This window comes from Streptomyces sp. NPDC030991, assembly GCF_055571235.1.
The window spans coordinates 63,124-75,592 of sequence record NZ_JBVIFR010000005.1; the positions used below are offsets into that span (position 1 = coordinate 63,124).

Genomic DNA, 12,469 nt, shown 5'->3' on the forward strand with positions numbered 1-12,469 from the left:
TTCAGCCCGCAGGGGGGCCGGCAGCGGTGGTGAGGTCGGTCAGGCCGGAGATCGTCAGGACCGGGGCAAGGAGCGGGTTGGCGATGAGTTCGATCCGTTCGGCGTGCGGGAAGAGCACGCTGAGACCCGCGCTGTCGAGGTACTCGACGCCGCTGAGATCGAGGACGAGAGCGCCGGATGTGCCCTCCAGGGCGGCAGCCAGTTCGGCGGCGTTGCTCATGTCGATCTCGCCTACCGCGGTCAACACCGCGGTACCGTCCGGCCGTCGGGCGGAAGTGAGCGTCAGAGGGGTAGTCATCAGGCAATCCTCGTGTGCATGTCGACGGTGGTCCCGGCCGGTCCCGGAGTGACGGTGACCTGTTGCATCAGGGCACGCATCAGCCCCATACCGCGCCCGCGGTGGGTGTTGAGCTCGGGCTGGGGAGTTTTCCACTGCCCGGTGTCGGCGATCGTCAGGTGCAGGTTGTCGACACACGCTTCGGCACGGAAGTAGACGACGTCACCGGGGGTGTCGCGGTGTCCGTGCTCGATGGCGTTGGCGCAGGCTTCTCCCGCGGCCACCAGAACGTTCTGCGCGGTTTTCGGGGGCAGTTCACACTGTTCGAGCCAGCCGCGCAGGGCCTTGCGGACGGGCGCGAGCTGAGCTGATTCCGCCGGGAAGGTCATTTCCAGCGGTGCCGGGTGCCGGTACAGCAGAAGAGCGACGTCATCGTCGTAACCGTCGGCCGGGGCCAGGCGATTCATGACGTGGGTGGCGAGGTCGTCGACCGCTGTGTTGCGGCCGTCCTGGAGTGCTTCGCCGGCCTGGCTGATGCCCGCGCTGAGCGGGCGGCGGCGGCGTTCGACGAGGCCGTCGGTGTACAGCAGCAGGGTGGAGCGCGCCGGGATGGTGCAGGTGGCTTCGGGCCGCGGCTTGCCGGGCCGGACGGCCAGGGGCAGATAGCGGCCGTCCTCGAGGAGCCGGGTCACGCCGTCGGGTTGGACGAGGATGCCCGGGGGGTGGCCTGCGCTGGAGTACGTCAGCTGGCCGGTTTCGGCGTTGAGGACGCCGCAGAAGACGGTGGTGCACATGGCTCCGGGCACGCCGGCGGCGAACTGGTCCAGAGCCATGAGGGTCTGGGCGGGGCTCGCGTCCTGCAGCAGCAGAGCGCGACAGGCGCTGCGGAGCTGTCCCATGACGCTCGCTGCCTCCAGGCCGCGTCCCACGCAGTCGCCGACGACGATGCCGATGCGCTGGTCGGGGAGGGTGACGGTGTCGTACCAGTCGCCGCCCACTTCCAGGGGCCGGGTGGCGGGTTCGTAGCGGACGGCGAACCCGTCGGGCAGGTGGGAGGGGCCGAGGATGGCGCGTTGCAGAGCGATGGCGGTTTCACGCTGCTGGTCGATCTGGTGGGCGCGGGCCAGACCTTGGGCTAGGTGGCCGGCCAGCAGGGAGAGCAGGAGCTGGTCCTCGCTGGTGAAGGGGCGGTTCTCGCCGAGGTCGATCCACAACGCGAGCGGGCCGTCGGGGTATTCCAGCAGGATGCCGGCCCCGCCCTGGTCGAGAGTGGTGGTGAGGGGTGCTTGCGTGCGCAGGTCGGTGAGTGTGCGGCGGCGTTCGGCGGACAGCTGCGGCCAGGTGAGGGAGGGGTCGGTGGCGGTGAGCGTGGGTTCGTCACCGTGGTCGAAGACGGCGGCCGTGACGCACTCGGCCCGCCACAGCAGTTTCAGTTCGCGCAGGGCGCCGCTCAGTGCCTCGGAGAGGCTGGTGGCCCGGGACAGGCAGGTGCCCAGGGCGGCCAGGGCGCTCTCGCGCTGGATGGCGTAGTGCTCGGCGCTCACGTCGCGGAAGGTACCGACGATCACGGAGCGTCCGGTGTCGGGGTCCTGGACCTGGTTGAAGGTGGCTGTGACCCACAGACGGTGGCCGTCGCGGTGGGTGACAGGGATGGTGTAGCTGCCTTGGCTCTGGCCAAGCAGTGTCGTGAAGGCGCCGGCGACCTGCTGATGGGCCTCGGGGTCGGTGGTGGCATCCGGCCACCAGGGGTGGACCGGTTCGTAGGGAAGGTTGTCGGTGTCGTAGCCGAGGATGGTGGTGAAGGCGGTGTTGATCTCGATGACGGCGCCGTCCTCGTCGCAGACGAAGAAGGCTTCCTGGAGGGAGTCGACCAGCGCGGTGCGCCAGCGGGCATGGTGGTTGCGCATCCGCGCCAGCTCGACGTTGGCGCGGACGCGGGCGAGGAGTTCGGCGGCGGCGAACGGTTTGACGAGGTAGTCGTCCGCACCGGCCTGCAGCCCCTCGATGGATGCCTCCTGGCCGGCGCGGGCGGACAGCAGCAGCACCGGCACGGACGCGGTCCGCGGATCGTTGCGCAGGAGTCCGACCAGGGTCAGCCCGTCCAGGTGGGGCATCATCACGTCACTGACCACCAGGTCGGGCGCGTCGTCCCGGATGGTGGCGAGGGCCTCGCGGCCGTCGTTGACGGTGCGGACCTCGTAGCCGGCGCTGCGCAGCAGTCGGCCGAGGTACTCGCGCATGTCGGCGTTGTCGTCGGCGACCAGTACCCGGGCGGGGACGGCGGTCTGCGGGCCGACGGCCGACCGTGCGGTCTGCTCGCCCAGGTCTTCGGAAGGCGCCGTGTCGGCCTGCTTGTTCGGAAGCCAGCGCAGGGCTTCCTGTACGAACGGGTCGGTGCTGTGGAAGGCGGGGTCCGTGCTCTCGTGCGGGCGGACGGCGTCGTCGGGCAGGTGCGCGGAGCCGAAGGGCAGGCGGATGGTGAAGCTGGTTCCGCTGCCCGCGGTGCTCTCGGCGGTGATGGTTCCGCCGTGCAGGTTGACGAGTTCCTTGACCAGGGCCAGGCCGATGCCGCTGCCCTCGTTGGAGCGGGACCGGGCGTTCTCGATGCGGTGGAACCGCTCGAACAGCCGGGGCATCTCCTCGGCGGCCACGCCGATGCCCGTGTCGTGAACGTCCACGACGGCTTCCGGGCCCTCGGCGTACACGGTGACGCCGATCGAGCCCGTGAAGGTGAACTTCAGAGCGTTGCTGAGGAGGTTGAGGACGACCTTCTCCCACATGCTCCGGTCGATGTAGACGGGCTCGGGCAGTGCTGAGCAGTCGACGTGGAAGTCCAGGCCGGCCTTGTCGATGGCGGAACGGAATACGCTGGCCAGCTCGCCGGTGACCGCGGCCAGGTCGGTCGGCTCGTAGCTCGCCTGCATCCGGCCCGCCTCGATGCGGGAGAAGTCCAGCAGGGTGTTGACCAGTTTGCCCAGTCGCAGCCCGTTGCGGTGGATGACCTCGAGCTCCTCGCGCACGTGCGGGGCCGCGTCGTCGAGTTCGTCCTGCAGCCCTTGGACGGGCCCCATGATCAGGGTGAGAGGGGTGCGGAATTCATGGCTGATGTTGGAGAAGAACGCCGTCTTCGCCCGGTCCAGCTCCGCGAGTTCTTCGGCTCGGCGCTGCTGGGCCTGGTAGCTGCGGGCACTGGCGACCCCGTTGGCCACATGCCCGGCGACCAGTTCCACGAAGCCCTGGTAGCCCTCGTCGAGCATCCGGTAGCGGTTCAGGCCGGCCACCATGAATCCGTAAGGCACGCCACCCTGCTGCAGCAACGGTGCCACCAACGCCTGGCCGGGCGGCTCCTCCCACGCCCCGGACGGCAAGCCGTCGAACAGCGCCCCGTCCAACACCGCCGTGGTGCTCTCGCCCCGAGCCGCGGCGGCGGTCGGCCACGGCGTCTCGGAGCCTGCCGGGAGCAGGTCGAGCGCGGCGGGGTGGCCGGCCTGGATCCCGCTCGTCGCGGCGAGGACGGCGCTGTCGTCGTCCTTGAACAGGTAGGTCAGGGTGAAGGGCAGATCGTGCAGGTTGTGGCCGAGCTGCTCGCCGGCGAAGTCGAGCATCTCCTGCTCGGTGCGCACCACGCTCGGATCGGAACCGAGATCCCGCAACGTCGCCATACGGCGCTCGCCGATGACGCGTTCGGTGTCCTCGCTGACCACACACAGCATGCCGACCACCTGCCCGGCGTCGTCGCGCAGCGGGCTGTAGGAGAAGGTGTGGTAGCTCTCCTCGGCGTAGCCCGAGCGCTCCAGGAAGAGCAGCAGCGCTTCGTCCCACGTCGACTCGCCGGCGGTCAGAACGGTGTCGATCCGGGGCCCGATGTCGTCCCAGATCTCCGCCCACACCTCGCTGGAGGGCCGGCCCAGCGCCCACGGGTACTTCTGGCCCAGGGTGTCGCGGCGGTAGGCGTCGTTGCAGAAGAACGTCAGCTCAGGGCCCCAGGCCATCCACATGGCGAACTTCGACGAGAGCAGAATGCTCACCGCTGTCTTCAGACTCTGCGGCCAGCTCTCCGGCTCCCCGAGCGGGGTCGCCGACCAGTCCACGCGGGACAGGTCCTTGCCGACCCTCTCCTCCGCGGTGGTGAAAATGTCGCCCCCGGCCCGCGACGGCACGGTGAGCTCGCCGTCGTTCGCATGCGTCACTGGACACCCCTTCGTTCACCCCAGGCCCGGGCGAGACGTGCCTGGGGACCGCCCTATTGTGCCGTCAAAGCGGTCTGCATGCAGACGCATCATCGGTTCTTGCGCCCGCCCAGGGGGCCTCTTTGACGCGTTCCGTAGAATAAGGGAGCCGTGCCTGAGGACGGCAGTCACATCAGTCGGTACCGGGCGGAAGGCATCATGACGGCGACCCAGCGCTCCGCCCGGCGCGATGCGGGTTCTCAGGAGACGGTCGAGCAGCGGCGGGTTGCCGCAGTACGCCACTACCGCCTGGTGGACAGCGCCTTGGACGGCGCTTCCGACAAGATCCTTTCGGGTGTGCGCTTCTACGCCGCCGCGCCGATCACCACCGCCGACGGGCACCGCCTGGGCACCGTGAACGTCCTCGACACCCGCCCTCGTACCCCTGGGCGAGACCAGCTCCAGGCATCGCAGGACCTTGCGGCCCTCGTCATGGACGAACTCGACGTACGTGTCTCCGCAGCCCGCAGTTCATCCAGGCCACCACCCGCCTCGCCCTCGGCGAAGCACTGCTGCTGTACACCGACGGCCTCACCGAAGCCCGCACCGCCGACGGCAGCGTGCTCGGCGAGGACGGGCCGGCCCGCCACCAGTCGGCGCATCCCTTCCAGGGCGCCGAAGGGTTGCCGGCCATAGCGCGCAAACTCTTCACCGACCTGGGCACCGGCGTCAGCGACGACACCGCGCTGCTCGCCCTGTCCGTCCCATCCGCCAGCCTCAGCGTCCCCCACAGGAGACAAGGTGACCGACCGCATCCTGACCGCCACCCGGAGCCCGCACCCCTCCGGAGCCGTCGTACTGACCGTGACCGGCGAGCTCGATCACCACACGGCCCCGGAGTTCACCCGGACCCTGCAAGAGACCCCCTTCGTCTCCGACACCCCCGTGATCATCGACCTGTCCGGCCTCACCTACTGCGATTCCACCGGCATCACCGTGCTCATCACCGCCTACAACCGGGCCGGGTCCACCGAGACGCCGTTGATCCTCGCCGGGCTGAACGACGATCTGATGCACGTCCTGCAGATCGTCGGGCTCGACCAGATCTTCACCTTCCGGCCTACTGTCGACGACGCCGTCACCACCCTGCACGCTCCCACCGAGTCCTGACCGGCGTGATGACACCGAGCACTTCCATGGGGGGTCCCGCCCCAGCAAGGCCGCGGGCATCTGCTGGGGCGCTGCGACCGTGAAGGCACCGCGTGGCCGCTTCAGCCTTCAGCGGCTCGGGTGAGGGCACGGCCGCGACCTGGTGAGGCCGCGGCCGAGGGGCCCTGAGACCGGGCGATGCTACTCCGTGCGCAGTGCCGTGGCCGTACGGGCCCGGGCCGCCCAGCCGGCCGGGAGCAGGGCGCCGAGCACGGCGATGACGAGGCCGGCGAACCCGAGGAGCATCAGCTCGGGGGCGTTGTACACGTCGAGGACCGACGGCGGGAGGTTCGTGCCCGCCGCGTGTCCCATCACGGGCAGCACGAACCCGTGCAGGGCGTACCCGGTGGGCAGCCCGATCAGCCCGCCGAGCACACCGATCCCGGCCACCGAGGCGAGTACGAGACCCACGGTCTGCCGCGGGGACATGCCGAGCGCCTTGCAGACGCCGAGGTCGTGGACGCGTTCGCGGGTGTCGAGGACGACGGAGTTGAGAACGCCGAGGCCCGCCACCGACACCAGCATGAGGGTGAGCAGCACCGCCATCGCGTCCAGCACGAGGATCATGTTCTCCCCCTCCGACGGGGAGTTGGCGAGGGCTTCGCCGCCCAGTGGCCGCACCGCGGCGGCGAGTTTCTCGGCGTACGCGGCGGGCGAGACGCCCGGCTTCACGTCGATCTGGAAGACCTCGGGCCGCGCCCCCGCGAAGCTGTCGAGGTCCGCGCGGAGCGACAGGCCGTCGTTGCTGGTGTCGAAGGCCTCGCCGACGATCCGCAGGGTCGCGGTGTCCCCGGCGAGGGTCACCCGGACCGAGTCGCCGATCCTGGTTCCGGTGCGGTCCAGGAACTGGGTGGGTACGACGAGCTGGCCCGCGCCGGTGATCCAGTGTCCGGAGATCATCTCGTAGTGGCCGGCCCGTACGTCGCCCTGGTAGAGGGTGGCCCTGACCGTGCCGGAGAGCCCGGCCACGGTGGCGTCCGTCTCGGTCTGCCCGTAGTAGGAGGCGGTGCCGGACTGCGCCTCGATGGCGGCACTGACCTTCGCCGGGTCGGCGGACGCGGGAGCGGGCCCACCGTCCCCGGGGCGCTCGACGCCGCGTACGCCGCTGATGGCGGTGACCGCGGCCCGGTCCTCTGGGTCCTGCGCGGCGCCGACCGCGTTCAGGGACGACGTCAGGCCGAACGCGAAGGTCGCCGCGACCGTGCCGAAGGCCACCGCGAGCAGCATCGCCGCCGCACGGACCGGGTGGGCGAAGGGGGCGGCGAGGCCGTACGTCACCGCTCGCGGCAGCGGTAGTCGCCCCGCCGCCCGGTGCGCCCACTGCCCGCGTCCCGTGCGTGGCGCCCGGCCCACCGCGATGGCCTCGACCGTCCGCAGTCGCCCGGCCCGCAGCGCGGGGACCAGCGCCGCGACACCGACGATCAGCAGCGCGAGGACCGGCACGACGACATCCACCCACCAGGCCACGGTCAGCGAGGCGCTGCCGTACACCTGCTCGGTGTCCGCGAGCAGCGGGACCGCCAGCAGGTTGCCGAGGACCACCCCCAGCCCGATCCCGGCGCCGGCCGGTATCAACGCCTGGGCCAGATAGGCCCGTACGACCTCGCGCGGGGTGAAGCCGATGGCCTTGAGGATGCCGATCCTGCGCAGGCTGGTACCGACCGTGCCGCTGATCACGCTGCTGACGATGATCACCGACATGATGATGCCGAGGACGCCGAACGCCACCAGGAACGGGATGATCGGCGCTGTACCCCGGTCGGCGGCGAGCTTGGTGTCCAGATAGGACTGGGTGCCCATCAGGGACCCGGCCGGCACCGCGGCCGTCAGCCGTTCGCGGTCGGCGACGATCTGTCCCTTCGTCGCCGCGGAGTCGAAGCGGTAGAGCATCTGGCTCGTGACCGGGCTGTCCTTCGCGGCCAGCGACGTGACCTGCGCGGGGGTCGCCCAGGCGTCGGCGGTCCGGCCCGCCGACATGGCGAAGCCGACGACGGTCAGGGTCGCGCTGTCCCCGGCTTCCGAGGCCTTCAGCACGGAGCCGAGCCCGAGGCCGGGTCCGCTGAACGACGCGGAGAGCACGATCTCGCCCGGCTTCTTCGCCCACCGGCCGGACCTCAGGTCCAGGGCGTCCACGTCGCCGCCCGGATGCGACCGCCCGACCAGGGTCAGCGCCGGGAGATGCCCGCCGCGCTCCTCCACCGGTCGGATGCTCATGACCGGGTACGGCCCCGCGGCGGCGGTGACGCCGTCCAGGTGCCCGGTCTCCTCCAGCCGCGCCGCGGCCACCTCGGCCGGGTCGAACTCCGCGGTGAGGTGCGGTCCTCGCTGTTGCGCGAAGGCGTGGTCGAAGGGGGCGTCCGAGGCGACGATGAGGGATCCGGCGACCACGGCCGCGGCGACGGCCATCATGGTGGCCACGGCGATCACGATCGTCTGCACCCGGCGCCGGGCCACTCCGGAGCGCACGACGCGGGCGAGCGCGCCCGTACCGAAGCGGCTCATCGAAGGGCCCCCGCATGGGTGTCGAGGGCGAGACGGCCGTCGACCAGCTGGATGGTGCGGCTCGCGCACGCCTGGGCCAGCGCCATGTCGTGCGTGACCAGGACGATGGTCTGGCCGCCGCGGTGCAGGTCCACGAGCAGTTCCCGTACGTCGTGGCCCGAGGCGGTGTCGAGCGCGCCGGTCGGTTCGTCGGCGAGGAGCAGCGCGGGCCGGTTGACCAACGCCCGTGCCACCGCTACCCGTTGGCGTTCACCGCCGGACAGGCGGCCCGGGTAGGCGTGGGCGTGCCGGGCGATGCCGAGGATGTCCATGAGCTCCCCGGCGCGGGCCGCCGCCTTGCGCCGCGCGGTCCCGGTCAGCTGCGCGGGGAGCTGGATGTTGTCGGCGACGGTGAGGTCGTCGAGCAGGTTGAAGAACTGGAAGACCATGCCGATCCGTTCGCGCCGGAACCGGGCCAGCGCGTGCTCGCCGAGCTGGTCGATGCGCTGCTCGCCGACCGTCACGGTGCCTTCGGTCGGCTTGTCGAGACCGGCGACGAGGTTGAGCAGCGTGGACTTGCCGCTGCCCGAGGGGCCGGTCACAGCGAGCGCCTCACCCTGCTCGACCGTGAGCGTGAGCGGTCCGAGCGCGGGCGCGCCCGCGGTCCCGTAGCGCTTCGCCACGGCTTCCAGCTGGATCACGTGGGTCATCGGGGTGTCCGTTCCTCGCGGGAGTCGAGCGGGCGAAAGGGCCCTGCCGGTCGGCAGATCGGCAGGTTGACCGGTTGCCGACTCCGGCGACGGTAGGGGCGGACGCCCACCGGACGCGTCGGCCACGGCACCGACATCCGGCCCTCCCCCCGGAGGATTCCGCCGCGGGGTCATCCCTGCGACGTACTCCTCACGGGCACCTCCCTTGCCGCGCAGACGGATGCGGGACCGGACGAGCGGACCGCACAATGAGCCGGTGGACACCGACGACCGGCCGGGATGGCGACAGCAGCTGCGCGGCGCGATACGCCCGGAGCCGCGGCCCGCACCCCTGTCGCGCCGCGCGGTGCTCATCGATGTGCTGCTGGCGGTCGTACTGACCGTCGTCGCGCTGATCGTGGCAGCGCGCTATCCCGACAGCGGACCGTTCCAGGCCGGCAGCGATGTCGTGGCCCCGCGCGGGATCGTGCCCCCGAGGCCGCCGCCGGTCGTCACGGTGACGGAGTCGGAGGCAGAATCTGTGGGTCGGCTCTGGCCGCTGATCGTGCTGTCGGCGCTGCCGCTGGCGGTGCGGCGCAGGCTCCCGCTGGCCGCTTTCACGGTCGTGATGTGCGCGACGCTGGCCATGGTCGACGACGCCACCTGGATGAACGTGGCGACCTGCGTCATCGGCGCCTACAGCGCCGTCACCCACAGCCGTCACCGGACCTGGGCAATGGCCGCCATGGTCGTCGCCGCCGTCCTCGCGGGGCTCGCGTTCCGGGAGACGGAGCCCATCCTTCCGGGCTGGTCGAGCCCGGCGGTCGTGCTCCTCATCGCCGGTGTCCTGGCCGGACTGGTCCGGATCTGGCGGCGTCAGCTCGCGGTGAGCCGGGACAGATACGCGAAACTTCAGCAGGAGCAGGGCGAGACCACTCGCCGGGCCGTCGACGAGGAACGGTCGCGGATCGCCGCCGAACTGCACGACATCGTCACCCACAATGTGAGCGTGATGGTCATTCAGGCGGGCGCGGCACGCAAGGTGATGGACGCGGCGCCCGAGCGGTCCAAGGGGGCACTGCTCGCGGTCGAGGCCTCGGGCCGCGCCGCCATGGCCGATCTGCGCCAGGTGATGGGCCTGCTCGCCGCCCCCGACCACGAGCGCCCCGACGGCCTCGAACCCCAGCCGGGACTCGGCCTGTTGCCGGCACTGGTCGAGCGGGTGCGGGCCGCCGGGACACCGGTGCGCCTCTCGGTGTCACTGCCGCCCGACCCGCTGCCGCCCGGGGTCGACCTCACGGCGTACCGCGTCGTCCAGGAAGCGCTGACCAACACGATCAAGCACGCGCCCGGCGCCGACGCCTCCGTCCTGATCAGCTGTACCGAGGACTTCCTGGAGATCGAGGTCACCGACACGGGCGGCGCCCGCGAGGCCCGGCCCGCGGACGGCAGCGGCCGCGGTCTCATCGGACTGCGCGAGCGTCTCGCCTCGTGCCAGGGCGAACTGACCGCCGGACCGACCCTCACCGGCGGTTACCGGGTCACGGCCAAGGCCCCCTGGCGGACCGCATGAGCAGACCGCCCCTGCGCGCCGTCATCGCCGACGACCAGGCCCTCGTACGCACCGGCTTCGGGATGATCCTCGCCGCCGACGGGATCGAGGTGACGGCCGAGGTGGCCGACGGCGCCGAGGCGGTGGCCGCGGCCCGCAGGACGCGGCCGGACGTCGTGCTCATGGACATCCGGATGCCGCGGATGGACGGCATCGAGGCGACCCGGCAGATCCTCGCCGACTCAAGGGGCGCGGACGGCGCTCCCGACGGCACCCGGGTCATCATCCTGACCACCTACGATCTCGACCACTACGTCTACGCCGCGCTCACCGCAGGCGCCAGCGGTTTCCTGCTCAAGGACGTCACCCCCGAGCACTTGGTGGCGGCCGTACGCCTGGTGCGGTCCGGCGACGCGCTGCTGGCACCGACGATCACCCGCCGCCTGATCGAGCGCTTCGCCCAGCACGCCGCGGCGGAGACCGCCACCCTGCACCGTGATCTGTCCGGCCTGACACCGCGCGAGACCGAGGTGCTCCGCCTGCTCGCGACGGGCCTGAGCAACACCGAACTCGCGGAGCGCCTCTTCCTCAGCCCTACCACGGTCAAGACGCACATCGGCCACATCCTGTCCAAGCTGGATCTGCGCGACCGCGTCCAGGCCGTCGTCCTCGCGTACGAGACGGGCCTGATCTCACCGGCAGGCGGGGGCGCCGCGGACCCGGGCTAGGAAACATCAGGGCGTTCGCCGGTTGCAGCCGCAGGATCATGTCGCGTTCCATGGTGAAGTAACGCTCACCGGCGCTGCCCAGCGACCGGAAACGCATCAGGCAACGTTCGCCCTGTCCCCGTCCTCCGGTGCCGGCGTGGTCGCGATCAGTCGGTTCGTGATCTCCTCGGCGGTCAGCACGAGTGCGAAGCCTTTTCGCAGGACGGCGAGTTCTGGTTCCTGGCGGGACTCGTCGTCGGTGGCCGTGGTGTCGGATCCGAAGACGACCTTGTAGCCGCGTTCGTATGCCTGCCGGGCCGTGGTGCCGCAGCAGTAGTTGGTGAGGGTGCCTGTGACGATGACCGTGTCGCGGCCGAGGTTGCGCAGCATTGTGTCGAGCGGGGTGTCGTAGAACGCGCCGTAGGAGGGCTTGCGGATCAGGGCCTCGTCGGGGCGGTGGCCCATCGGAGCCCACACCTCGGCGGGGCCGGGGCGCCGCCAGTCGGTGTCGCTGTGCGGGAGGAAGGACAAGGTTCGCGGCCGGTCCAGTCCGAGATGTGTGTCGTCGAAGATGGTCCAGATCACCGGGACCGAGGCGGCTCGGCAGTCCTCGACCAGTTGCCGCAGCCGGGGAGCCATCCGGGTCGCCGCGGGCACCCAGTAGGGGCTCCACGCCGGGCGGACGAATTCGTCCTGCATGTCGATGACCAGCAAGGCCGTGCGCTCGGGCCGTATGTCGAACGATGCCCGGCCGTGCTCATAGGCGTCACGCGCTCGTGCGGCCACCCATTCCTCGGTGTACGCCATCCCTACCCCCTACATCGATTCGAGGTACCTCGTTTCGATGTGCGAGAGTAGCAGCATGTTGGAACTCGCGATCCTGGGATTCCTGGCCGAGGGGCCACTGCACGGCTACCAACTACGGCGCCGGATAGCCCACTTGTCGGGCCACACCCGTCCGGTCAGCGACGGCAGCCTCTATCCGGCGATCAACCGCCTGGTCAAAGCCGGGCTGCTCGACCGCAGAGCCGAGCCGGGCGCCTCGGCCGTCCAGCGGCACACGCTGAGCCTGACCGCCACCGGCCGCACCGAGCTGCTGCGTCGGCTGCGGGACGCCGACGGCCTGGAGATCAGCGACAGCACCCGGTACTTCACGGTCCTGACCTTTCTCTCCCAGCTCCCCGACCTCGCCGACCAGCACGCGGTACTTCGCCGGCGACTGGACTTCCTGGAACAGCCCGCAAGCTTCTTCCACGATGGCGACCGCCCCGTGGGCGCCGAGGACACCGACGACCCCTACCGCCGCGGCATGCTCACCATCGCCCGCGCCACCAGCCGCGCGGAACGCTCGTGGCTACGGGAACTGCTGGCCTGACCCCGCCACG

General features: G+C 70.9%; 9 protein-coding genes and 1 pseudogene. 5 read left to right on the forward strand and 5 right to left on the reverse strand.

Annotation, left to right across the window (positions count from 1 at the left end; translation table 11 throughout):
- Nucleotide 1 precedes the first annotated feature (1 nt).
- Together ACZ45E_RS11585 and ACZ45E_RS11590 are read right to left on the reverse strand one after the other, a co-directional pair.
- Nucleotides 2-298, reverse strand: coding sequence for an STAS domain-containing protein (locus ACZ45E_RS11585; RefSeq protein ID WP_468219355.1), 297 nt, complete (start codon nucleotides 296-298; stop codon nucleotides 2-4).
- Complete coding sequence (locus tag ACZ45E_RS11590; RefSeq protein ID WP_468219357.1) at nucleotides 298-4,467, reverse strand: SpoIIE family protein phosphatase; 4,170 nt, start codon at nucleotides 4,465-4,467, stop codon at nucleotides 298-300. Before ACZ45E_RS11590 ends, ACZ45E_RS11585 begins: the two co-directional genes overlap by 1 nt.
- Nucleotides 4,468-5,021: 554 nt before the next feature.
- On the opposite strand from ACZ45E_RS11590, the pseudogene ACZ45E_RS11595 reads away from it, so the two are divergent.
- Nucleotides 5,022-5,150: pseudogene (locus tag ACZ45E_RS11595) on the forward strand (hypothetical protein); the annotation flags it as partial.
- 97 nt (nucleotides 5,151-5,247) lie between these two features.
- The gene (locus ACZ45E_RS11600) at nucleotides 5,248-5,616 is read left to right on the forward strand and encodes an STAS domain-containing protein (RefSeq protein ID WP_468219359.1); all 369 of its coding nucleotides are present in this window, start codon (nucleotides 5,248-5,250) and stop codon (nucleotides 5,614-5,616) included.
- A 180-nt stretch (nucleotides 5,617-5,796) separates the two neighbouring features.
- On the opposite strand, the gene ACZ45E_RS11605 is transcribed toward ACZ45E_RS11600, so the two are convergent.
- On the reverse strand, nucleotides 5,797-8,157 hold the full coding sequence (locus ACZ45E_RS11605) for an ABC transporter permease (protein ID WP_468219360.1): 2,361 nt from the start codon (nucleotides 8,155-8,157) through the stop codon (nucleotides 5,797-5,799).
- Nucleotides 8,154-8,846 (reverse strand): ABC transporter ATP-binding protein, encoded by a 693-nt coding sequence (locus tag ACZ45E_RS11610; protein WP_468219362.1) that lies wholly within the window; start codon nucleotides 8,844-8,846, stop codon nucleotides 8,154-8,156. The genes ACZ45E_RS11605 and ACZ45E_RS11610 overlap by 4 nt, the downstream gene beginning before the upstream one ends.
- Before the next feature lie 256 nt (nucleotides 8,847-9,102).
- Between ACZ45E_RS11610 and ACZ45E_RS11615 the strand changes: the two genes are divergently transcribed.
- Entirely contained in the window at nucleotides 9,103-10,398 is a 1,296-nt protein-coding gene (locus ACZ45E_RS11615) for a sensor histidine kinase (protein ID WP_468219364.1), read from the forward strand.
- Nucleotides 10,395-11,105, forward strand: coding sequence for a response regulator (locus ACZ45E_RS11620; protein ID WP_468219366.1), 711 nt, complete (start codon nucleotides 10,395-10,397; stop codon nucleotides 11,103-11,105). The genes ACZ45E_RS11615 and ACZ45E_RS11620 overlap by 4 nt, the downstream gene beginning before the upstream one ends.
- 96 nt (nucleotides 11,106-11,201) lie before the next feature.
- Here ACZ45E_RS11620 and ACZ45E_RS11625 read toward each other — a convergent pair whose 3' ends face one another.
- Complete coding sequence (locus tag ACZ45E_RS11625; protein ID WP_468219368.1) at nucleotides 11,202-11,891, reverse strand: cysteine hydrolase family protein; 690 nt, start codon at nucleotides 11,889-11,891, stop codon at nucleotides 11,202-11,204.
- A 55-nt stretch (nucleotides 11,892-11,946) separates the two neighbouring features.
- On the opposite strand from ACZ45E_RS11625, the gene ACZ45E_RS11630 reads away from it, so the two are divergent.
- A complete protein-coding gene (locus tag ACZ45E_RS11630; protein ID WP_468219371.1) occupies nucleotides 11,947-12,459 on the forward strand; it encodes a PadR family transcriptional regulator in 513 nt (170 codons plus the stop codon).
- Nucleotides 12,460-12,469: the final 10 nt, after the last annotated feature.